Source organism: Bradyrhizobium sp. USDA 4451 (assembly GCF_054822585.1).
Window position 1 is genome coordinate 4205722 of record NZ_JBTRCH010000001.1, and the last position, 23366, is coordinate 4229087.

The following is a 23366-nucleotide window of genomic DNA, read 5'->3' on the forward strand; positions in this document are numbered from 1 at the left end:
GCCATCAAGCGTGTACTTGCGTTCCGGTGCGTTCGTTCGAACCGAGAGTCGAGACTCGAGCCAAGCAAGGTCGCCAGAGGTTCAGATGGCAGCTGACGTCGTTACGCAGATCATCACCGGTCGCATCACCGAGCACGTCGCCGAATCGCCGTTCTACATTCCGATGACCGGGCCCGCGGCACGGCCGCGGCGCTCGCTCAAGCACGACGACACCTTCATCGTGCTCGACAGCCATGGCGACATCGGCGCCTCCGCCGGCGGTCCCGACGGCCTGTTCAACGCCGACACGCGCTACCTCGCGCGGCTCGAAATGGTGCTGGAGGACGTGCAGCCGCTGCTGCTCGGCTCCAACATGCGCGACGACAATTCGGCGCTGACGGTCGATCTGACCAATTCCGACGTCTATCGCGACGACCGCCTGACCTTGCCGAAGGATACGCTGCACATCGTGCGCTCGATCTTCCTGTGGCGCGGCACCTTCTATCAGCGCATCGGCCTGCAGAACCACGGCGATCATGCCGCGAGCTTCGATCTCGCGCTCTTGTTCGACAATGATTTCGCCGACCTGTTCGAGGTGCGCGGCGAGCGGCGGCCGCGGCGCGGCATCGGCTCGAGCAAGCTGCTCGGTCCGACCGATGTCGTGCTGGAATATTGCGGCCTCGACGAGCAGACCCGGATCACCGCGCTGCACTTCGACCCGCGACCGACACGGTTATCGGTCAACGCTGCCACCTACCATTTCGACCTCGAGCCTGCGCAGGTCACCTCGCTGTTCGTCGCGGTGTCCTGCAACAAGCCGATCATGCAGAAGCCGGTGCCGTTCTTCCGCGGGCTGTTGGCACATCGCCGCGAGATGCGCAATTCGTCGGCCGGCGCGGCCTCGATCGAGACCTCGAACAACATCTTCAACGAGGTGCTGTGCCAGGCGATGGCCGACCTCAACATGCTGATGACGGAAACGCCGCAGGGCCGTTATCCCTATGCCGGCATTCCCTGGTATTCGACGACATTCGGCCGCGACGGGCTGATCACCGCGCTGCAGATGCTGTGGGTCGACCCGCGCATCGCCAGGGGCGTGCTGAAGCGGCTGGCGCTGTTCCAGGCCAAGGCGGTCGATCCGCTGGCCGATGCTGCGCCGGGCAAGATCCTGCACGAGATGCGCGGCGGCGAGATGGCCGCGCTTCGCGAGGTGCCGTTCGCGCATTATTACGGCAGCGTCGATTCGACCCCGCTGTTCGTGTTGCTGGCCGGGCTCTATCTGGAGCGCACCGGCGACGTCGAGACGCTGCGCGAGCTGTGGCCTGCGGTCGAGGCCGGACTGCAATGGATCGATGGCCCCGGCGATCCCGATCGCGACGGCTTCGTGGAATATCAGCGCGCGACCGATGAAGGGCTGCGCAATCAAGGCTGGAAGGATTCCTTCGACGCCATCTTCCACGCCGACGGCACGCTGGCCGAGGGCAATATCGCGCTGGCGGAAGTGCAGGGCTATGTGTTCGCCGGCAAGCAGCTTGCCGCGCGTGCGGCGCGGACCCTTGGCTTCGCCGACAAAGCAGCGAGGCTGGATGCCGAGGCCGAGCGGCTGCGCGAGCGGTTCGAGGCGGCATTCTGGTGCGAGGAGCTCGGCACCTATGCGCTGGCGCTCGACGGCGCCAAACAGCCGTGCAGGGTGCGCACCTCGAATGCCGGACAGACATTGTTTTCCGGCATGGTGCGCGAGGACCGCGCGCGACGGGTCGCCGCCGATCTGATGAGCCAGAAATTCTTCTCGGGCTGGGGCATTCGCACCGTCGCGGCGGGCGAGGCGCGCTACAACCCGATGTCCTATCACGACGGGTCGATCTGGCCGCATGACAATGCGCTGATCGCACTCGGACTGGCCCGCTACGGCCTCAAGCATTCGGTCGCGCATCTGTTCAAGGGGCTGTTCGATGCTGCGAGCTACATGGAGTTGCGGCGGCTGCCGGAGCTGTTCTGCGGCTTCCGCCGCGAACGAAGGCGCGGCCCCGTGCTCTATCCAGTCGCCTGCGCACCGCAGGCCTGGGCGAGCGCGACGCCGTTCACGCTCTTAGAGGCGGCGCTCGGACTCGAATTCGACACCGTGCGCGGCGAGATCCGCCTGCGCGATCCGCGGCTGCCGGAATTCCTCAACGACGTGGTGCTGCGCGACCTTCGGCTCGGCGCGTCCAGTGTCGATCTGCGGCTGCGTCGCCACGGCGACGAGGTGTCGCTCGAAGTGCTGCGCACGCGCGGACAGATCCAGGTGTCGATCGTGCTGACGCATTGAGCGTTGTCGCGCGGCGGACCGGGCAATCGTGGGAGAGGTAAATGCGTCCAGGGATCATGACTATGCTGGTCGCAGCGATGCTGCTGACATGCGCAGATGTCCGTGCCGCGGACGATGCGTCGCCGGCGCCGCCTCCACCCTCGCCGCCGGCAGCGCAAGCGCCGCCAGCAGCTCCTGCGGCACCGAAGGAGCAGGCCAAGGAGTCACCGCCGCCGTCGGTGACCGTGATCGGCGCACGCGATGCGCACGGCATTCTGGGTCGCGACGTGCGCAGCTCCGCCAATGAGGACATGGGCCGCATCGTCGACGTGATCGTCGACCGCGACGGCAAGGTCCGCGCCGCAGTGATCGATTTCGGCGGCTTCCTCGGTGTCGGCAGCCGCAAGATCGTGGTCGATTGGAACGCGCTGCGCTTCGCCGGCGTTTCCAGCAAGAGCGACAGCATCACGCTGGATCTCAACAAGCAGCAGGTGAGCGCTGCGCCGGAATACAAGGAAGATACGCCGCTGATCGTGCTGGGCGCGGCTGGCAGTCTCCATCCATGGGACTACGAACATTAGGGGGCTCAAACTGGTCGCGCGTCCGAACTCTTCATTCGGGACGGTTGGCGACGATCGTGACGAGCGATCAGCCGGCAGCGCCAATATTGTGTCGATTGTCCCCGATCAGCCCAATGCGGAGCCGCCGCGCGGGCCGTCGCGCGAGAGCCAGCGCGGGCTCGACTGGTTCATCTTCTTCCTGGCCGATGTGCAGACCGGATTCGGTCCGTTCATCGCTGTCTATCTGACGACGCAGAAATGGACCCAGGTCGAGATCGGCTTCGTGCTCTCGATCGGCGGCATCATCGGCCTGCTCGGTCAGATGCCCGGCGGGGCGATCGTCGACGCGGCGCGCTCGGAACGGGTGGTCGCAGGCTGCGCGGTCGCCGCGATCGGATCGGCCGCGCTGGCCTACGCGCTGTGGCCGATCTTCCCCGTGGTGACGCTTGCCGCGACACTGCACGCGCTTGCCAGCTGCGTGCTGGGACCTGCGATCGCGGCGATCAGCCTCGGCCTGGTCGGGCCGCGTGCGATCGGCGAGCGGCTTGGCCGCAACGCACGCTTCGCCTCGCTCGGCAATGGCTCGGCTGCGGCGTTGATGGGCGCTTGCGGCTATTTCTTGTCGAGCCGTTCCGTGTTCCTCGTCACCTTCATCCTCGCGATCCCGACGCTGTTGTCGCTGGCACGGATCCGCGAGCGCGAGATCGACATCGCGCAGGCGCATGGCGAGGTGAAGCGTGAAGTTCCCGACAAGCGCGCCACCAGCGTCTTCACGCTGGTGCGGCACCGGACGCTCCTGATCTTCGCCGGCGCGATGATGCTGTTCCAGCTGGCCAACGCCGCGATGCTGCCGCTGATGGCGGGCGTGGTCACCACGCGCTCGAGCCAATGGGCGCCGGTCCTGATCGCCGCCTGCATCATTGTGCCGCAGGCGATTGTCGCGTTGTGCTCGCCGTCGGTCGGCCGCAAGGCCCAGGCTTTGGGCCGGAGGCCATTGCTCCTGCTGGCCTTCGTTTCGCTGGCGATCCGCGGCCTGTTGTTCGCGACGGTGCGCGATCCCTATCTGCTGGTCATGGTGCAGATCTTCGACGGCATCACCGCGGCGATCTTCAGCGTGCTGGTGCCGCTGATCGTGGCCGACGTTGCGTTCGGCAGCGGCCATTTCAACCTGGCGCAGGGTATTGTCGGTACCGCGGTCGGCATCGGCGCTTCGCTCAGCACGGTGCTGGCCGGTTATGTCAGCGACAAGCTCGGCAGCAGCACCGCCTTCATGGGTCTCGCCGGCATCGCAGCGCTGGGACTACTCATGATCTGGCTGGTGATGCCGGAGACGCGGCGGGCGACATGACGGCCAGGTGCCGCTCCATTGGCGGGGCGGCTCCAGGCAGTGGATTTCGGCGGCTACGAGGTGGTTTTGGCGGCGCGGCGCCCTTCCTCCTGCATCCGCCGTCATATATGAATGGATAGCTCCCCAGGATCGAATTCGCGGCACCGCATGGAGCCGCGATTAATCAATCCAAAATCGTGATCTGGTACGGATCGGCGCAGCGCGGGCAGGCATTTCGACCGAGGAATCGCATGGTAAATCGAACGACGACGGCGCAGACCACCGGAGCGATGCGGCGTTGGGGACACCCCGCCTTTGTGACATTCGCGGCGATGGTCACATTTGCGTCACTGAGCGGCGGCGCCGCGGCAAAGCAGCAGCGTCCGGCGGCAACCGTCGAGGCGACGGCGCCGCGGACCGCGGGCGAGCCGATCATGGCGATCGTGTCGATCAAGGCCCAAAAGGTCACCTTCTACGACGCCGACGGCTGGATCTACCGCGCGCCGGTCTCGAGCGGCGTCAAGGGACGCGAGACGCCGGCGGGCGTGTTTGCGCTGGTCGAGAAGGACAAGGACCATCACTCGACCATGTACGACGATGCCTGGATGCCGAACATGCAACGCATCACCTGGAACGGCATCGCGCTGCATGGCGGGCCGCTGCCGGGCTATGCGGCCTCGCATGGCTGCGTCCGGATGCCCTATGACTTTGCCGAGAAGCTGTTCGACAAGACCCGGATCGGGATGCGGGTGATCATCGCACCGAACGACCCGGAGCCGGTCGATTTCACCCACCCGGCGCTGTTCGTGCCCAACGCGGAGGCGATCGCGGCAGCTCCGGCACGTGCCGAGAAGCTGGCCCGCGAGGCCGCGGATGCCGCCAAGGCGGCCGACGAGGCGAAGAAGGCCTCCGCAGCCGCGGCCAAGGAAGCGGCACTGTCCACGCCGGCGGCACTGCGCAAGCTGGAGCAGATCAAGACCCGTGCCGACGCCGCGGTTGCCTTGGCTGACAAGACGCTGGCCAAGGCCAACACCGACCAGGCCAAGGCGCGCGCCGAGGATCTGAAGCAGAAGGCAGTCGCCAAGGCCGCGGAAGCGACCACGCAGTTCGAGGCGGCGCAGGGTGACGCGAAGCCGAAGCTCGATGCCGCCGCCGCCGCGAAGGAGGCCGCCAAGGCGGCCGAGACCAAGAAGGCCGACACCCAGAAGGCGGCGACCGAGGCCAAGCTCGCACTGGAGCCGGTCTCGGTCTACATCAGCCGCGCGACGCAGAAGCTTTACGTCCGGCGCAACACCCATAAGCCATGGGCCGACGGCGGCGAGGTGTTCGACTCGAGCATCGAGGTTCCGGTCACGATCCGCGATCCGGACAAGCCGATCGGCACGCACATCTATACGGCGATGGCGCGCAACGGCTCCGGCCTGCGCTGGACCCAGGTGACGATCGACGACGGAGACAACGCCAAGGACGCGCTCGACCGTATCACCATCCCGCAGGATGTGCTGGATCGCATTGCGCCGACCGCGGTGCCGCGGTCTTCGATCATCATCTCGGACGAGCCGCTGAGCGCCGAAACCAACTATCGCACCGAGTTCGTTGCCGTGCTGAGCAACCAGCCACAGGGCGGCTTCATCACGCGCAAGCCGACACCGCGGCCGGTGGATGAGGATTACCCGGTTGCCAGCAGGGACGACGACGGTTTCGGCTTCTTCTCCCAGCGCAGCTGGAATCCGCAGTCCGGCACTCAATACGGTTATCCCCAGTACGGCAATCCTCAAGCGCCGACCCAGTACGGCAACCCGTATTATGGCAACCCGCAAGCCGCCAATCCGCGCCGGCGCGGCGGCCAGCAATACTGGCAATCGCAGGACTGGTAAGCAGGGCGCTGACGACCAAGCTGCCGCGAACTTTGAGTATTGGACGGCGGTGTGATGCCGCCGTCCGATTGCGTTGTGCAGTTACGGTCGAGCTTCCAGGATCAGATTGAATGGTGTCTCCGCCGCGCGGCGGAAGCGCGAGAAACCGCCCTGTCGTGCGACCTCGCGCAGCCTGGTCTCTCCGGCCTGCGCGCCGAGCGCGAGCCCGACCTCCTGATCCAGCGAGGCCGGCGTGCAGATCATCGTCGAGGCCGCATAGTAGACCCGCCCGATCGGATTGAGGTTGTCCTCCAGCCGGTCGTTGGCGAATGGCTCGATCAGCAGGCAGGTGCCGTCATCGGCGAGGGTGGAGCGGGTGTGCTTGAGGGCGCCGACCGGGTCGCCCATGTCGTGCAGGCAATCGAAGAAGCACACCAGGTCATAGGCGTTCGCGGGGAATGTCTTGGCGGAATGCGTCTGGAAATGGACGCGGTCCGACAATCCGGCCTCCTTGGCAGCGATCCGCGCCGCCTGAATCGAGCCGTCGTGATAGTCGAAGCCGTAGAAGGTCGATTTCGGAAACGCCTCCGCCATCAGCCGCGTCGAGACGCCGTGGCCGCAGCCGACGTCGGCGACAACGGCGCCTTGCTTCAGCTTGTCGACCACGCCCTCGAGCGCCGGCAGCCATTCCTGCACCAGATAGTGCTTGTAGCTGGTGCGGAAGAAGCGGGCGGTGCCGCAGAACAGGCACTCGTTGCGCTTGTTCCAGCCGACGCCCTTGCCGGTCTTGAACGCGTCGGTGATTTTCGGCTCGTCGAGGAAGGTCGCGCCGACAAGGCTTCCCACCGCGCCGAGGAAGACCGGGCTGTCCTCATCGGCCAGCGCGAGCGCTTGCTCAGGCAGCATCGAGAATTTTCCGGTCGCGCTATCGTATTCGATGTAGCCGGAGGCCGCCTGTGCCGAGAGCCATTCCTGAACGTAACGCCCGGCCGTTCCCGTTGCCTTGGCCAGCGCCGCAGCGTTCATCGGTCCTTGCTGGGCGAGGGCCCTGTAGAGGCCGAGCTTGTCTCCCAGCAGCATCAGCGAGGCGTTCATCGCCGCGCCGACATCGCCGATCATCTTACCCATGAATGAATTGAGACGCTCCTCGTTGACGTCCATGATGTTCCTCCATCGCAATCGGGTTTTGTGAAAAGTTCATCATTCGCAATTTCATGCATGCGTCGTCGTCCGGGTGGGCACCCGGGAGGAGCAGCATGATCGCACAAATAGGTTCGGCGGCGGAGGCTGATTGTTACGCGGCGGCTGGGATCCCAGCGTGGCCGACTTCACAACCCTGCGAGGCGTTGCGCCTAGGCCGCTGCTCGCGGCATGATGAGCTTTTTATACAGCGCGCTGTAGCAGGCGGCCGACAGGTCCCAGCTGTAGGATTTGGCCATCGCGCTGGCGCGCATGGCGTTGAGGCGATCCTTGGCGCGGTAGGCGTCGAAGGCACGCCTGACACCGCCGAGGAAGGATTCCGGCGATGGTTGGGAGAACAGGAAGCCTGTCTCGCCGTCGGCGATGGTTTCCGCGAGCCCGCCGGTCTGGTGGCCGATCGGCAGCGAGCCGAAGCGCTGCGCGTACATCTGGCTGAGGCCGCAGGGCTCGAAGCGCGACGGCATCAAGGTGAAATCGCTGCCGGCGAAGATCCGGCGCGCCTGCGCATCGTTGAAGCCGATGATGACGCCGATCGCGTCCGGCCGGCGCCGGTGCGCGGCGACCAGCGCGTCCTCGATCGCGGGCTCGCCGCTGCCGGTGACGACGATCTGCCCGCCGGCCTCGAGGATCTCGTCCGCAGCCGACAGCACGAGGTCGACGCCCTTCTGATGCACGAGCCGCGCGACCAGGCCGAAAATCGGCCCGCGCGAGACCGCCAGCCCGAATTGCCGTCGGACATAATCGGCGTTGGCCTGCTTGCCCTTCCAGTCGCCGGCGCCGAACGGCTGCGCGAGCTGGGCGCAATGGCGCGGATCCCAGCTCTCGTCGATGCCGTTCAGGATGCCGGTCAGCTGGTCGGCGGCGGAGCGCACGCGCAGCAAGCCCTCCAGCCCGCAGCCGAGCTCCGCCGTGGTGATCTCCTTCGCATAGGTCGCGCTGACCGTGGTCAGGTGCGAGGCGTAGACGAGGCCGCCCTTGAGAAAGGACAGCTTGTCGTAGAACTCCAGCCCGTCGATGTGGAACGAGCTTTCCGGTGCGCCGATCCGCCGCAGCGAGTCCTTCGGAAACAGGCCCTGATAGGCGAGGTTGTGGATGGTCAGGATCGATGGAATCCGCGAGTCGCGCCACGCGAGGTAGGCGGGTGTGAGTGCGGCCTGCCAATCGTTGGCGTGAACGAGGTCGGCTGCCCAATTCTTGTCCAGCGCTCCGGCTGCAAGTTCGGCAGCAGCCGAAGCAAAGCGCCCGAAGCGGATGTCGTTGTCCGGCCAGTCGCGGCCGGATTCGTCGCCATAGGGATTGCCCGGCCGGTCGTAGAGCTCCGGACACAGCAGCACGTAGACCGGCAGCCCGTCCTTGGTCGATGCGCGGCCGAGCGTGCAGGCCGGCATCTCGGCAAGCGCTGCGCATTGCCCGACGATCTCAATATGCGTGAATTGCTCGACCACATCCCGGTAACCGGGAAGCATGATCCTGACGTCGCTCCATGGTCGGAGCGCCCGAGGCAGTGCGGCGGAAACGGCGCCGAGCCCGCCCACGCGGACGAAATCGTCCATCTCGGTCGTGACGAATAAGACCTTCAACAAGCGCCCTCGTTCCAGCCCGTGACAGGGCTATGCAAGATCGGGTCCAATCTGCCTTTGAGTCAAATGCAAGACCGCCCGCGGTCCCGGTCTGGACGAGACGCTTTCCTGTCAGGACGGCTCACTTTAGGGTCGCGCGATGCCGAACAACCAATGACGAACGTGGAGGAAGCCTTGCCAACGACAATAGCTGCCGACGATGAGGGGAATTTGACACGAAGTTTCGACGGCCTTCGCGTGCTCGATTTTTCGACCACGATCGCCGGACCTCATTGCACGCGGATGCTCGCCGACATGGGCGCGGAGGTGATCAAGATCGAGCCCGCCGAGGGCGAGACGATGCGGACGCGGCCGCCGCTGCGCAACCATTGCTCGACGGCGTTCGGCCAGCTCAATATCGGCAAGAACAGCCTGGTGCTCGACCTGAAGTCGCCCGCGGGCGTCGAGGCCGTGCGCCGGCTGATCGCGACCGCCGACGTGCTGGTGGAGAATTTCCGCCCCGGCGTGATGCGGCGGCTCAAGCTCGACTATGCCTCGGTGCGCGACATCAATCCGAAGCTGATCTTCTGCTCGATCTCCGGCTACGGCCAGACCGGCCCGTCGGCGGAATTGCCGGCCTATGCGCCGGTGATCCATGCCGCCTCGGGCTACGAGATGGCGCATCTCGCCTACCAGCCGGGCCGCTCGCGTCCGGACTATTGCGGCATTTATCACGCCGACGTGCTGACCGGCGTCTACGCCTTCGGCGCGATCTCGGCGGCGCTTTATCAGCGCAGCTTAAGCGGCAAGGGCCAGCACATCGACGTCTCGATGCTGGAATCGATGCTGAGCCTGACCCTGAACGAGTTGCAGTGGTCGCAATTCGAGGTCAAGCAGAGCCAGCGGCCGATGTTCGGCCCGATCGAAACCACCGACGGCTATGTGATGGTGGCGATCGCGAGCGAGAAGACGTTCCAGAATCTGATGCAGGTGATCGGCCGGCCCGAATGGGTGTCCGATCCGCGCTTCGCCAAATATTCCGATCGGCGGGACAACTGGGCCGGCCTGATGGAGGGCGTCGAGGCATGGTCGCGCGCGATCAGCACGCAGGCCTGCCTTGCTGCGCTCAATGAATATGGCGTGCCGTCGTCGGCCTATCGCACCGTGCGCGAGGCACTCGCCGATCCGCAAATCGCCCATCGCGGCGCGCTGGCCGAGGTCGAGGACGGCGGCGGCAGCTTCAAGGTGCTCAACCTGCCGTTCCGCATGTCCGGCGCTGCGGTCGGCGCGCGCAAGCGAATGGCGACGCTCGGCGAGCACACGCTGACCTATCTGAAGGAGATCGGCCTTTCCGACGACCAGATCGCAGGGTTCGCAGCGCAACCGGCGAAGACGGCGAGCGATTAAGCCTGCGCCTTTTCATCCGTTTTACGGTCTTGTCGCGCGCGGCGATTCCGGACAAGCTGCCGCCAACACACGACGATCCGGAACACCGGACGTCGCCCACCTGGGAGGGAGCATCGATGAAGCTGGTCGGGCGCGCGCACGCGGTGGCGCGCATATTTCTTGTGGCGGGAATAGGTGCGGCCGCATTCGCTGTGCCTGCCCATGCGCAAAAGCAGGGCGGCACGCTCACCGTCGGCCAGGAGCTCGACATTCCGGGCTTCGACCCGCTCAAGGTCGGCGTCTACGACACCTCGGCCAACACCGCGGCGGCCGCGATCTTCGACACGCTGATGACGCTCGACGAGAAGGGCGAGCCGAAGCCGAAGCTCGCGCTGTCCTGGGAGCATTCCGACGATTTCAAGACCTGGACCATCAAGCTGCGGCCCGGCGTCAAATTTCACGACGGCACGCCGTTCAATGCGCAGGCGGTGAAGGAGAACTTCGATCGCCAGAAGGATCCGGCCAACAAGTGCCGCTGCGCCTTCTACATTACGAGCATCAAGAGCGTGGACGTCATTGACGACCTCACCGTGCGCTACAATTTCAGCGATCCGGCGGTGAATTTCCCGGCGACGCAGTCGATCCAGAGTTCCAACAATGTGATGCAGTCGCCGACCGCCTGGAAGACCAAGGGCGACGACTACAATCGCAACCCGGTCGGCACCGGCCCTTACATCCTGAAATCCTGGACCGCCGGCGACCGCATGGTGCTGGAGAAGAACCCGGACTATTGGGACAAGGGCAAGCCCTATCTCGATCGCGTCGTCCTGAAGCCGTTGCCGGATGCGCAGTCGCGCTTTGCCTCGCTGCAATCGGGTGAGGCCGACGTCATCTGGGACGATGAGTACGACGCCGACAATATCGTCAAGGCGCAAAAGGATTCCGGCCTGACCGTGCATTCCTATGCCGGCTCCGGCGCGCAGGTCTACGCGTTCAATACCAAGGCGGCGCCGTTCGACGACGTCCGCGTGCGCCAGGCGCTGGTGATGGCGCTCGACCGCAAGAAGATCTCGCAGGCCATCACCAACGGCCTGGCGCGGCCGGCCAGCAATCCCTATGGCGACGGCTCCTGGGTCAAGTGCAAGGACGACGGCGCGCTGCCGGAAGACGTCAACAAGGCCAAGGCGCTGCTCAAGGATTACGGCAAGCCGGTCGATTTCAAGATGATCGTCTCGGCGACGCCGCGCGGCCGCACTGTCGGCCAGGTTTTGCAGCAGATCTGGAAGCGGGTCGGCGCCAATATGGAGATCGAGCAGGTCGATCAGGCCACGATCGTACCGCGCGCCTTCATGCGCCAATTCCAACTGACGCCGTGGCGCATCGTCGATCTCGCCGATCCCGATCCGCAGATGTACGCCAACTTCCACACCGGCAGCCCGGTGGCACTGGCGAATTTCTCCGATCCGGAGCTCGACCGCCTGCTGGAGCATGCCCGAACCACCGCCGATGTCGCCAAGCGGACCGAGGACTATTGTGCGGTCAGCCGCCTGATCAACAAGGAGGCGATCTGGTTCTGGACTTTCCAGAACACCTATTACGCGATCTCGAGCGCGAAGGTGAAAGGCATGCCGAAGATGTTCAACGGGGTGCTCGACGTCTCCACCGCCTGGAAGGAATAGCCTTTCATGCTGTTCTTCGTCGCGCGCCGGCTCCTCTATCTGGTGCCGGTGCTGATCGCGGTTTCGGTTCTCACCTTCGTGATCGCCTCGCTGCTGCCAGGCGATCTGGCGTACGTGATCCTCGGCGACCAGGCGACGCCGGAGAACGTCGCGGCGCTGCGTCACGACATGGGGCTCGATCAGCCGATCTGGCTACGCTATCTCGGCTGGCTCTGGCACATCCTGCAAGGTGACTTCGGACGATCGTTCCGCACTGGGCAGACCGTGTTGCAGGCGGTCAGCGAGCGCATCCCGGTCTCCTTCGAGCTGATGATCCTGGCCGAGCTGATCGGGCTTGCGATCGGCGTGCCGCTTGCGATCGCCTGCGCGGCCAAGGCAGGCTCCGCGTTCGACCGCTTCATGACCGGCTCGGCGTTCGGCATGCTGTCGGTGCCGACCTTCCTGTCGGCGATCCTCTTGATCTATCTGTTCGCGGTCGAGCTGCGGCTATTGCCGGCGACCGGCTATGTGCCATTCAGCGAGGATCCCGTCGCCAACCTGCGCTTCATGGTGCTGCCGGCGCTGACGCTCGGACTTGCGGAATGGCCGGGCATCATGCGCGTGCTGCGCTCCGACATGATCGCGGCGCTGCAGGAGGACTATATCGCGCTTGCCAAGGCCAAGGGTCTGAAGCCGTCGCGCATCCTGTTCGTGCACGCGCTGAAGCCGTCGTCGCTGACGCTCGTCACCATCACCGGCATCAATGTCGGCCGCCTGATCGGCGGCGCTGTGATCGTCGAATCGATCTTCGCGTTGCCGGGGATCGGCCGTCTGCTGGTCGGCGCGATCTATACCCGCGACCTCATCATCCTGCAGGGCGTGGTGCTGCTGGTCGCCGCCGGCTTCGTGATCATGAATTTCATCGTCGACATGCTCTACGCGCTGCTTGATCCGAGGATCCGTCATGGCCACGCTTGAGCTGAGCCTCGAGGAGGAGGGGACGACCCCGGTTCGTCGCCGTCAGCTCGGCACGCTGTTCTGGATCGCGGCCGGCTGGATGGTGCTGGTGTTCGCGGTCGCGATCTTCGCCGATTTGCTGCCGCTGCCGAGTCCGACCGACATGGACATGCTGGAACGGCGCGCGTCGATCTCGGCCGAGCACTGGCTCGGCACCGACGGCCTCGGCCGCGACGAGCTGTCGCGACTGATCTACGGCGCGCGGATCTCGCTGATCGTCGGGCTCTGCGCGCCGATGATCGGCGTCACCATCGGCGGTGCGCTCGGCATGCTCGCCGGTTATTTCCGCGGCCGTTTCGAATCCTTCGTGGTCGGCAGCATGGATGTGTTGCTGGCATTTCCGCCGCTGATCCTGGCGCTTGCGGTCACCGCCTATCTCGGCCAGTCGATCTTCAACCTGACCTGCATCCTCGGCGTGCTCGGCATTCCCGCCTTCATGCGGGTGTCGCGGGCCGCGACCCTGTCGCTGGCGCGGCGCGAATTCGTCATCGCGGCGCAGGCACTCGGCGCCACCCATGCGCGCATCCTGCTGCGCGAGCTGCTGCCCAACGTGATGCTGCCGCTGCTCGCCTTCTTCCTGCTCGGCGTTGCCGTCACCATCGTGGTCGAGGGCTCGCTGTCGTTCCTCGGCCTCGGCGTGCCGCCGCCGATCTCAAGCTGGGGCAGCATGATCGGGGAGGGGCGTGAAAGCCTCGATGTCGCGCCAATGCTCGCTTTCATTCCGGCGATCGCGATGTTCCTGACCGTGCTTGCGTTCAATCTGATCGGCGACACGATGCGGGCGCTGACCGATCCCAGGCAGGGTGCGCTATGAGCGGCGTGCTGCTGTCGGTCGAGAACGCGGTGGTCGATCTGCCGACGCCGCGCGGCAATCTGCGGGCGGTGGATCATGTCGATCTCGCCGTCGGTGCCGGCAGGACGCTCGGCATCGTCGGCGAATCCGGTTGCGGCAAGACCATGCTGTCGCGCGCGATCCTGCAACTCTTGCCCAAGAAGGCGAAACTGTCGGGCAAGGTGATGTTCGACGGGCAGGATCTGACGGGGTTGTCGGCCGAGAAGTTGCGCAAGCTGCGCGGCCGCTCGCTCGCGGTCGTGTTCCAGGACCCGATGACCTCGCTCAATCCGGTGCTGACCATCGGCACCCAGCTGATCGAGACCATCCAGGAACATCTCGCGCTCGATCTGGCCCAGGCCAGGCAGCGCAGCATCGAACTTTTGGCGGCGGTCGGTATTCCCGCGCCCGAGCAGCGGCTGGCGCAGTATCCGCACCAGCTCTCCGGCGGCATGCGCCAGCGCGTCGCGATCGCGGTGGCGCTGTCCTGCGAGCCGAAGCTTTTGATCGCCGACGAGCCGACCACCGCGCTCGATGTCACGATCCAGGCCCAGATCCTCGATCTCCTGGCGCGCGAGCAGCAGCGCCGCCACATGGCGATGATCATCATCACGCATGACCTCGGCGTGGTCGCCGGCCGCACCGACGAGGTCGCGGTGATGTATGCCGGGCGCGTCGTCGAGCGTGCGCCGACGCCGGCCTTGTTCAAGCGGATGCGGATGCCCTACACCGAGGCGCTGCTGGCCGCGCTGCCGAAGCTCGACGTCGCGCCGCACACGCCGCTGTCGGCGATATCGGGGCGGCCACCGGATCCGACCCGGCCGCTCAAGGGCTGCTCGTTCTCGCCGCGCTGCCGTTATTCGGCCGGGCGTTGCGGCACGGAGAAGCCGCGGCTCAGTCCGGCGGAGACACCGGAGCATCTCTATGCCTGCTTCCATCCGATCGCGGGGGCCGGCGCATGATGTTGCAGGCCGCATCCGATCCGCTAATGAAGGTGGAGAACCTCGTCGTCGAATATTCGGTCGGCGGCAAGACCATCCATGCCGTCTCCGATGTCAGCCTCGAGATCGCGCGCGGCGAGACGCTGGGGCTGGTCGGCGAATCCGGCTGCGGCAAGTCGACGCTCGGCCGCGCCGTGCTGCAATTGCGCCAGGCGGTCTCCGGCAAGGTGCTGTTCGATGGTCACGATCTCACCAGCTTGAAGGGCGAAGCGCTGCGCCGGATGCGGCGGCGCGTGCAGTTGATCTTCCAGGACCCGATCGCCTCGCTCAATCCGCGGCGGCGGATCGGCGATATCGTCGCCGAGCCGCTGGTGATTGCCGGCATCAAGGATCCGGAGGAACGCAAGCGGCGCGTCAGTGAAGTGCTGTCGGCCGTCGGCCTCGATCCCGTGCTGGTAAGCGGGCGGCTGCCGCATGAATTCTCCGGCGGCCAGTGTCAGCGCATCTGCATCGCGCGCTCGCTGGTGCTCAATCCGGAATTCGTGATCTGCGACGAGCCGGTGTCGGCGCTCGACGTTTCGATCCGCGCCCAGATCCTCAACCTGCTGGAAGAGATGAAGGCGCGCTACGGCCTGACCCTGCTGTTCATCGCCCACGACCTCGCCGTGGTCAAGGCGGTCTCGGATCGTGTCGCGGTGATGTATCTCGGCCGGCTCTGTGAGGTCGCTCCGTCGGAGCAGCTGTTCGCGCGGCCGGCGCATCCCTATACCGCGCTGCTCATCGAAGCGATTCCGGTGCCCGATCCGGATGTGCGCCCAACCCAGAGCGTGCCGGTCGGCGAGCCGCCATCGCCGATCGCGCCACCGTCCGGTTGCCGCTTCCGCACCCGCTGTCCGCGGGCCGATGCGCGCTGTGCCAGCGAGGTGCCGGAACTGCGTGTGGTTGCGCCCGGCCAATACGTGGCTTGCCATCATCCGCTGGTCTGAATAGGGCTTGCGCTCTGAATGGATCTTGGCCTTCGAGCGGGGCCGCATGGCGGCTTGCTCGAAAATGAGGTCATGAACGTTTGTCCCGCGCGGGCAGCCGTGGCAAGGTTCGCCGCAAGAACAAAGCTCGGGAGAACAGCGATGAAGAGTTTCCAGGTCGTCGATTTCAACGCCCCCTTGAAGGAGGTCGATCAGCCGACGCCGCAACCGTCCGGCACGCAGGTCCTGATCAAGGTCAAGGCTGCCGGCGTCTGCCACAGCGACCTGCACATCTGGGAGGGCGGCTATGATCTCGGCCACGGCCGCAAGCCACTATCGCTGAAGGACCGCGGCGTCTCGCTGCCGCGCACGATGGGCCATGAGACGGTCGGCGAGATCGTCGCGTTCGGGCCCGACGTCAAGGACGCCGATAAGGGCGGCCTCACGGTCGGCGACGTCGCGCTGGCCTATCCCTGGCTCGGCTGCGGCAAATGCCCGACCTGTCTCGGCGGCGACGAGAACATGTGCGCGATCAAGCCGAATGCGCTCGGCGTCTATTGCGACGGCGGCTACGCCGATCACATGACGGTGCCGCATCCGAAATATCTGCTCAACCTCAGGGGGCTCGATCCGGTCACCGCCGCGCCTTACGCCTGCTCGGGAGTCACGACCTACAGCGCGCTGAAGAAGGTCGAGAAGGATTTCGACACGCCGATCGTGATCTTCGGCGCCGGTGGGCTCGGACTGATGGCGCTCTCGCTGTTGAAGGCGATGGGCGGCAAGGGTGCGATCGTGGTCGATATCGACGCCAGGAAGCGCGAGGCGGCCGAGGCCGCCGGGGCGCTCGCGACCGTCGACGGCAAGGCGCCCGATGCGCTGGAGCAGCTCGTCAAGAAAGCCGGCCAGCCGATCCGCGCCGCGATCGACCTGGTCGGCAATGCCCAGACCTCGCAGCTCGGCTTCGATTGCCTGACCAAGGGCGGCAAGCTCGTGATCGTCGGCCTGTTCGGCGGTGGCGCGCCGTGGGCGTTGCCGCTGATCCCGATCAAGGCGGTCACCATCCAGGGCAGCTATGTCGGCAATCTGCGCGAGACCCAGGAGCTGCTCGACCTGGTGCGGACCAAGAAGATTCCGGCGATCCCGGTGACACCGATGCCGCTCGCCAAGGCGAACGAGGCGCTGACCAATCTGCAGAAGGGCCAGCTCGTCGGCCGCGCCGTGCTGACGCCGTAATTTCTCTACCGTCATTGCGAGGAGCGAAGCGACGGCAATCCATATCTCCACACGTGGCGGGATGGATTGCTTCGCTTCGCTCGCAATGACGACTGACTGCCACGTCGCTTCGAGCCAGAGGAATCCCCATGTCCGCCAACGACGCACTTCACATCGCAGTTCTCGGCGGCGACGGCATCGGCCCCGAGGTGATGGCGCCGGCGCTCGAAGTGCTGCGCAAGATCGAGGGATCGGCCGGCCTCAAATTCCGCTTCACCGAGGCACCGGCCGGCGCCGGCCATTACAAGGAGACCGGCAAGTCGATGCCGGACAGCACGATCAAGCTGTGCGAGGAGGCCGATGCGATCCTGCTCGGCGCCTGCGGCCTGCCGTCGGTGCGCTATCCCGACAACACCGAGATCGCACCGCAGATCGAACTGCGCATGATCTTCGATCTCTATGCCGGCGTGCGGCCGGCGCGATTGATCCCGGGCGTAAAGAGCACGATCGTCGGCGCCGATCAGAAGGGCATCGATCTCGTCGTGATCCGGGAATCGACCGAGGGCCTGTTCGCCTCGATGGGCAAGGGTGTCGTCACCGACAGTGAGGCGCGCGAGACCATGGTGATCACGCGCCACACCTCCGAGCGGCTGTTCGAGTTCTCGTTCCGGCTCGCCGAACGCCGCAAGGCGCGCGGCAAGGTTGGCGGCGGGCTGACCTGCGTCGACAAGGCGAACGTGTTCAAGGCGTTCGCATTCTTCCGCAGCATCTTCGAGGAGACCGCGAAGCGTCATCCCGACGTCAGGGCCGATCACCTCTACATCGACGCGACCGCGGCGGCGCTGGTGAAGCGTCCATGGGATTTCGACGTCATGGTGACCGAGAACATGTTCGGCGACATCCTGTCGGATCTCACCGCCGGCCTGATCGGCGGCATGGGCATGGCACCGTCGGCCGACATCGGCGACCGCTACGCGGTGTTTCAGCCCTGCCATGGCACGGCGCCCGACATCATGGGGCAGGGCAAGGCCAACCCGACCGCGATGATCCTGTCGGCCGCGATGATGCTGGACTGGCTCGCCGACAAGCACGGCCTCGAAGGCGCAGCCGAAGCCGGTGAGCGGATCGAGCGTGCGGTCGACAAGGTCTATGCCGGCGGCATCAAGCCGTTCGAGTTCGGCGGCAGCAACGGCACCGCGGATGTCGCGAAGGCCGTGCTGGTGGCGCTTTAGAGCATGATCCGGAAAAGTGCGAAGCGGTTTTCTCTCGCGACCAACGCGAATGCGTTGGTGCGGAGATCATGCTCAAACAAAGACCTAACGTGCGATGACGATTCGACTCAATCTCATCGCGCTTTGGTGCGCCGGCGCATTTGCGCGGGGTGACGGGAAAGAGGAGGGGGCCGAAGCCCCCTCGAGGGTGATCAGCGCCGGTGTCCGCCGTGGTGGCCGCCGCCATGATGGCCGCCACCGCGATGACCGCCGTGATGCCGGTGCCCGTGATGATGGTGGCGCGGGTAGAAGTGCGGACGATGATGCCAGCCGTGATGACGCGGTCCGTAGCCATAGCCCGGTTGCCAGTAGCAGCGGCCCCAGCGGTCGCAGACCTGACGTACCTTGTCGACATTGGACGTTTCGCCTGCGATGCGGCCGGCCTGCGGCAGCCCGTTCGGCATCGCCGATGCCGCGCCGGACAGCAACGCTGCGCTTCCGAGCGCGGCGAGTCCAATAACGGCAAGCTTGATATTCATTGAGATCTCCTTGGTTGAAGCCTGAAAACGTCCATGCGGCCACTTCGTTGCTGCGACAAAAAAGACGAGCCGTGCACTTGGTTCTGGCGACGTTGGTTCAACGCAGGAAATGCGGGAGTTGTGAGATGGTCGCGTGCGCGGGCGACAATTGGCCGCGCGACAGAATGGCGACGAAGGGCGCGCGTGCAGTGCATGCGATACGCAGTCAGCGCGCGCGAACTGGATCATCTGCGTTCGGAAGCCGAACTGGCGAAGCCCGGATCACAAGTTCTTGAGAGCCCTCGCCGAAGAAAAAAGCGCTGCCATCCGCCGATGGCAGCGCTTTGACAACTTCCCGGCTCCACCGGCGTGTTGCGGTCGCGGCGACCGGCCAGCGGCCGATCGCTGCGGCGTGGTGGATCGCGTTCGCGGCCTCGCGACCCGATCCGCGGCTCAGTCTTCGTTGGCGGCGATCGATTCCATCAGCGACACCAGCTGGCGCTGCACGGTCTGATCCTTGATCTTGCTGTAGGCGCGCAGCAACCGGAGGCTGAACGCGCTGTCGAGGAACAGCAGGCTCTCGACTTCGCGGGCCTTGTTGTCGCCGTCATAGAAGAAGGTGACCGGCACATCGAGCGCGGTCGCGATCTGCTGCAGGCGGGCGGCGCCGACACGGTTGACGCCCTTCTCGTACTTCTGGACCTGCTGGAAGCTGACGCCGAGCTTGTCGCCGAGTTCGGCCTGCGAGATCTTCTGCTCGACACGGCGCAGGCGAATCCGTTTGCCCAACTCAATGTCCGGCTTGCCGGCGCTGCGCTGCTTCATCTTCTTTGCTGCTGATCTGTTCATTCTTGTGACCCGTCCTTCAAATCGAGAATCCCTGGCCCGGTCGGGTCAGAGACACGTTGATGATGTACCGCGTTAAGCTCGAGTGGATCGTCAGTTCGTCCGAACGACGAATTCCAAGAAGATCGCGGGATGGTATCCAAACGCATTGGCGCGTTGGAAGCACCCTTTACCGATACGGCCGACTACCTGAAGTCGATCGCACCAAGGTGTCTCTCGACACCCCGCCCTCAACATTTGGCAAAATATTGACCAAATCACAACTAGCGCGAGTTTGATCGTCACAGATTTTGCGCGCATGCTTACTGGGCGGCACTGCACTGCGCCCGTAGTTCTACGGGCAGCAATATTGTACGGGCGTCTTTGCAAGGATGCAACCCCAGCTAGTGCACCCTGAGGTCGCGGCGATGGTCCAGGGTTGCTTGACTGAATCGCCGTCAATGCGAAAAGTTTGACCTAAGTCCAAGTCGGGCTTTCGGAATGTTGCTGGACAATTGCCCAAAAGTTCTGAATCATCCGGAACAAATCTGTGCCTACGAGAAGTCGGCGAACTCTGGCGGGAGAGGCCAATGAAGCGAAAGAGGGGTACTCCCCGACTCTACCTCGCGGCTTCGGGAGTGGAAGATATGCCGGTGGCAAATACGGAAGAACGGTTGCTGGCACTGCTTGCAACTCTGGAAGAATGTCAGGCGTTTCTGACCGACCGGGCGAATACGGAGACAGCGCGGCTGCTGTCCCTTGCCATCCTCGAACTCCGGATGGAACTCCACAAGGTGACGGATTCCGAACTGAAGGCGCTGTGTGACATGATCGCGTCGGACGAGCCGGTGCAAGAACCGGCGACCAGGCCGTTGCCGCCCTATCTGAGGCTGATCAAGTAAGCGAGCGCCCCGCGCCAGGCGCGGGACGCTGCCGATTTTGAGCCGCGCCGCTCAACCTGCGGTCACGTCGACCGCCTCGGCGCCCTCGAGCACGCGACGGGCCTTGTCACGGTCCAGGTCACCTTCCCATGCCGCGACCACGACGGTGGCGACGCAATTGCCGATCAGATTGCCGACGGCGCGCGCCATGCCGATGAACCAGTCGACCGAGAGCACCAGCACGAGGCCGATCGCCGGGATGCTCGGCACCGCATTGAGCGTCGCCGCCAGGATCACGATCGCCGAGCCCGGCACGCCATGCGCGCCTTTCGAGGTGATCAGCGACACGCCGAGCACCAGCAGCAGGTCGCCGAACGACAGCGGCGTGTTGGTCGCCTGGGCGATGAACACGACGGCGAGCGTCAGATAGATCGAGAACGCATCGAGGTTGAAGGAGTAGCCGGTCGGGATCACGAGGCCGACCACCGAGTCCTTGACGCCGAGCCGTTCGAGCTTGCGCATGATCTGCGGCAGCACCGCGTCGGAGGATGCGGTGGCGAGCACGATCATCAGCTCCTCACGCAGGTAGCCGAGGAATTTGAGGATGTTGATGCCGGCAAGCGCCATCACCCCGCCAAGCACGCCGAGCACGAAGATCGCGACCGAGATGTAGAACAGCGCGACCAGCGACAGCAGCTGCTTCAGCGAGCCGACGCCGTATTTGCCGACCGTGTAGGCGACCGCGCCGAGCACGCCGATCGGCGCGAAGCGCACGATCAGGCCCATCGCGCGGAACAGCACGGTCGAGACCGCGTCGATGAAGGAGGTGATCTTCTCGCCCTTTTCGCCGCCGACCAGCGCCAGGCTGACGCCGAAGATGATGGCGAAGAACAGCACTTGCAGCACGTCGTTGCGCGACAGCGCGTCGAACGAGGTGGTCGGGATGATGTTGAGCAGGAAGCTGCCGACGCCTTCGCCCTTCAGCTTCTGCGCATTGCTGGCGTAGTTGCCGAGCGCCTTGGGGTCCAGCGTCGAGGTGTCGATGTTCATGCCGTGGCCGGGCCCGAACAGATAGGCGAGCAGCAGGCCGACGACGAGCGCGACCGTGGTCATGGTCTCGAAATAGACCAGCGCCTTGACGCCGACCCGTCCGACCTTCTTGAGGTCGCCGGCGCCGGCGATGCCGTGCACCACGACGCAGAACACGATCGGCGCCACGATCATCGAGATCAGCTTCAGGAAGGCATCGCTGAAGATCTTCAGCCCGATCGCGAAATCGGGCGCGGCCATGCCGATGATGATGCCGAGCAGCAGCGCGACGAGCACCTGCACGAACAGCGATGTGTAGAGCGGCTTTCGTGCCACGGTGGCTTCGGCTGCAATGGTCGACATGAACTCCCCCTGTTTCTGGCCGGTGCTTCTTGCCGGCCGAACCCGTCCCATCTTAGCAACTTGCGTGCCAAGATGTCGCAGGATTGGGGGCGATTTGCGCGGTCATTCGCCGATTTCGAGGGTGCTGGTCACGGTGTAGACGACGCCATCGGGCCGGAAATCGACCGTGGCCTCGCCGCCGAGCTGGTCGCGGGCGCTGCGCTCGATCAGCCGGGAGCCGAAGCCGCGCTGCACCGGCGCCGCCACGGGCGGGCCGCCGGCCTCGGTCCAGATCATCCGGAGCTTCGGCCCGGGGCCTTCTTGCAGGATCTCCCAGTCCAGCGTCACCGTGCCGGTGTCGTTGGACAATGCGCCATATTTGGCGGCGTTGGTTGCCATCTCGTGCAGGATCATCGACAGCACCAAAGCGAGCCGCGGCGACAGCGGCACGCGCGGTCCGAACATCCTGACCCGCTCGGAGGTGTTCAGGAGATAGGGCCGCAGCACGCGGCTGACCACGTCCTGCAAGTCGGAGCCCTGCCATTTGTCGGTCGAGAGCAGATTGTGCGCCTCGGCCAGCGCGCCGAGACGTCCCTCGAATTTCTCGCGCTCGGCGCGGCTCGCGCTGCGGAAGGTCTGGGTGGCGATCGATTGCAGGATCGCCAGCGTGTTCTTGACGCGGTGGTTGAGTTCCTCGATCAGCAGGTCGTGCAGCATCTCGCCGCGCGCGATCGTGGTCGCCATCCGCAGGGCAAAGCCGAGGCCGACCATGAGCAGGACGCCGCCGATCACGCTGGTGATCGAAAGGGTGCGCCACAGCGGCGCCACCAGCGAGTTCTCGGCGATCCCGGCTGCGACGGTCCAGTCGGTGACGCGCGAACGGGTGAAGCCGGTGATCAGCGCCACGCCTTCGAGCGAGACCGTCGGCAGCGTTGCCTCGCTGCGGCGGAACATCTCGGCAAACAGCGATGGCGATGCGTGCTGACCGATGGTCGCCTGCGGATTCGGCACCCGCGCCAGGTTGACGCCGTCGCTGTCGAAGATCGAGATGGTCCAGTCCTGGTTGAGGCGCTGCTTCTCGATGATGGCCTGGAAGACATCGATCGGCGGGCTGAAGGAGATGTCATAGAGCACCTCGCCGTCGCGGATCACCGGCACTTCGACGGTGATGATCAGCCGCTGCTTCACCGCGCCGAAGAACAGGTTGGAGTATTGCGGCTGCCGGGTCGCGAACACCTTCTCGACGATTGCGAGATTGTTGCGCGGCGGCAGGCTCGCGGTATCCGTCGTCAGCGAGGAAAACGCCTGGCGACCGCTGCGGTCGGCCACCAGGATCACGCCGTCCTTGCCGTACTGATCGAGGAAGCCGGCCGCGACGCGGCGGAAATTGCCGAAGTCGCTGTTGCGCAGCGAATTGGTCAGCGCGAGCACCTCGAGCCCGCCGGTCATGCGCTGCATCTCCGCATCGAGCAGCAGGCGCACATTGCGCGCGGTCTCCAGCACGCGCTGCGTGGCGGCCTGGCGCTCCTGTCGGTAGTTATGAAAGACGATGCCGACCGCGAAAATGATCAGCGGCAACATCGTTCCCGCGACCAGAAGCGCGAGACGCACTGGCAATGTCAGTTTCGGCACATAGTCCCCGGGTCGGTGCCCATTTGCTGTGAGCTTAGGGGAGGCGGGAAAAATCCGCCAAAGGAAACAGCTTGATATCAGAAAGCTTCCGCGGCGCCATGATGCTCAAGCGAGGTGTGCGCCGCGGAATAGCTTTTGCAATTGCTGGG

General features: G+C 65.1%; 19 protein-coding genes. 13 read left to right on the forward strand and 6 right to left on the reverse strand.

Going from position 1 to position 23366, the window contains the following annotated elements; genetic code table 11:
* Nucleotides 1-85 precede the first annotated feature (85 nt).
* The 4 genes from ACVMB0_RS19415 to ACVMB0_RS19430 all read left to right on the forward strand — a co-directional run bounded on the left by ACVMB0_RS19415 (nt 86) and on the right by ACVMB0_RS19430 (nt 6030).
* Entirely contained in the window at nt 86-2287 is a 2202-nt protein-coding gene (locus ACVMB0_RS19415) for an amylo-alpha-1,6-glucosidase (protein ID WP_461347319.1), read from the forward strand.
* A 41-nt stretch (nt 2288-2328) separates the two neighbouring features.
* Nucleotides 2329-2847, forward strand: coding sequence for a PRC-barrel domain-containing protein (locus ACVMB0_RS19420; protein WP_461347320.1), 519 nt, complete (start codon nt 2329-2331; stop codon nt 2845-2847).
* A gap of 88 nt (nt 2848-2935) precedes the next feature.
* Entirely contained in the window at nt 2936-4174 is a 1239-nt protein-coding gene (locus tag ACVMB0_RS19425; RefSeq protein WP_461347321.1) for an MFS transporter, read from the forward strand.
* A gap of 311 nt (nt 4175-4485) precedes the next feature.
* A complete protein-coding gene (locus ACVMB0_RS19430) occupies nt 4486-6030 on the forward strand; it encodes a L,D-transpeptidase family protein (protein ID WP_461349685.1) in 1545 nt (514 codons plus the stop codon).
* Between the two features lie 81 nt (nt 6031-6111).
* Here the strand turns inward: ACVMB0_RS19430 and ACVMB0_RS19435 are convergent, their stop codons facing one another.
* Both ACVMB0_RS19435 and glgA read right to left on the reverse strand, forming a co-directional pair.
* Nucleotides 6112-7170, reverse strand: a complete 1059-nt coding sequence (locus ACVMB0_RS19435; protein WP_456756067.1) for a class I SAM-dependent methyltransferase — start codon at nt 7168-7170, stop codon at nt 6112-6114.
* Between the two features lie 191 nt (nt 7171-7361).
* On the reverse strand, nt 7362-8789 hold the full coding sequence (gene glgA / locus ACVMB0_RS19440; protein ID WP_461347322.1) for a glycogen synthase GlgA: 1428 nt from the start codon (nt 8787-8789) through the stop codon (nt 7362-7364).
* A gap of 153 nt (nt 8790-8942) precedes the next feature.
* Between glgA and ACVMB0_RS19445 the strand changes: the two genes are divergently transcribed.
* The 8 genes from ACVMB0_RS19445 (at nt 8943) to ACVMB0_RS19480 (ending at nt 18011) form a co-directional block, all read left to right on the forward strand.
* The gene (locus ACVMB0_RS19445) at nt 8943-10175 is read left to right on the forward strand and encodes a CaiB/BaiF CoA transferase family protein (protein ID WP_461347323.1); all 1233 of its coding nucleotides are present in this window, start codon (nt 8943-8945) and stop codon (nt 10173-10175) included.
* 116 nt (nt 10176-10291) lie between these two features.
* Entirely contained in the window at nt 10292-11833 is a 1542-nt protein-coding gene (locus ACVMB0_RS19450) for an ABC transporter substrate-binding protein (RefSeq protein ID WP_456756065.1), read from the forward strand.
* A 6-nt stretch (nt 11834-11839) separates the two neighbouring features.
* Nucleotides 11840-12790 carry an ABC transporter permease gene (locus ACVMB0_RS19455; RefSeq protein WP_461347324.1) on the forward strand — a complete coding sequence of 317 codons (951 nt, stop codon included), beginning with the start codon at nt 11840-11842 and terminating at the stop codon, nt 12788-12790.
* Complete coding sequence (locus ACVMB0_RS19460) at nt 12777-13643, forward strand: ABC transporter permease (protein ID WP_461347325.1); 867 nt, start codon at nt 12777-12779, stop codon at nt 13641-13643. Before ACVMB0_RS19455 ends, ACVMB0_RS19460 begins: the two co-directional genes overlap by 14 nt.
* On the forward strand, nt 13640-14623 hold the full coding sequence (locus ACVMB0_RS19465; protein ID WP_461347326.1) for an ABC transporter ATP-binding protein: 984 nt from the start codon (nt 13640-13642) through the stop codon (nt 14621-14623). Before ACVMB0_RS19460 ends, ACVMB0_RS19465 begins: the two co-directional genes overlap by 4 nt.
* A complete protein-coding gene (locus tag ACVMB0_RS19470; RefSeq protein ID WP_461347327.1) occupies nt 14620-15588 on the forward strand; it encodes an ABC transporter ATP-binding protein in 969 nt (322 codons plus the stop codon). Before ACVMB0_RS19465 ends, ACVMB0_RS19470 begins: the two co-directional genes overlap by 4 nt.
* Before the next feature lie 141 nt (nt 15589-15729).
* Nucleotides 15730-16800 (forward strand): alcohol dehydrogenase, encoded by a 1071-nt coding sequence (locus ACVMB0_RS19475; protein ID WP_461347328.1) that lies wholly within the window; start codon nt 15730-15732, stop codon nt 16798-16800.
* A 128-nt stretch (nt 16801-16928) separates the two neighbouring features.
* Entirely contained in the window at nt 16929-18011 is a 1083-nt protein-coding gene (locus ACVMB0_RS19480; RefSeq protein ID WP_461347329.1) for an isocitrate/isopropylmalate dehydrogenase family protein, read from the forward strand.
* A 191-nt stretch (nt 18012-18202) separates the two neighbouring features.
* Here ACVMB0_RS19480 and ACVMB0_RS19485 read toward each other — a convergent pair whose 3' ends face one another.
* Nucleotides 18203-18529: a hypothetical protein gene (locus ACVMB0_RS19485; RefSeq protein WP_461347330.1), complete on the reverse strand. Its 327-nt coding sequence runs from the start codon at nt 18527-18529 to the stop codon at nt 18203-18205.
* A gap of 432 nt (nt 18530-18961) precedes the next feature.
* Complete coding sequence (locus tag ACVMB0_RS19490; RefSeq protein WP_016844123.1) at nt 18962-19357, reverse strand: helix-turn-helix domain-containing protein; 396 nt, start codon at nt 19355-19357, stop codon at nt 18962-18964.
* Nucleotides 19358-19923: 566 nt separating this feature from the next.
* Between ACVMB0_RS19490 and ACVMB0_RS19495 the strand changes: the two genes are divergently transcribed.
* Nucleotides 19924-20235, forward strand: coding sequence for a hypothetical protein (locus tag ACVMB0_RS19495; protein WP_456798489.1), 312 nt, complete (start codon nt 19924-19926; stop codon nt 20233-20235).
* 51 nt (nt 20236-20286) lie between these two features.
* Here the strand turns inward: ACVMB0_RS19495 and ACVMB0_RS19500 are convergent, their stop codons facing one another.
* Nucleotides 20287-21606, reverse strand: coding sequence for a dicarboxylate/amino acid:cation symporter (locus tag ACVMB0_RS19500; protein WP_456756056.1), 1320 nt, complete (start codon nt 21604-21606; stop codon nt 20287-20289).
* Between the two features lie 102 nt (nt 21607-21708).
* Complete coding sequence (locus ACVMB0_RS19505; protein WP_456756055.1) at nt 21709-23217, reverse strand: sensor histidine kinase; 1509 nt, start codon at nt 23215-23217, stop codon at nt 21709-21711.
* Nucleotides 23218-23366 lie beyond the last annotated feature (149 nt).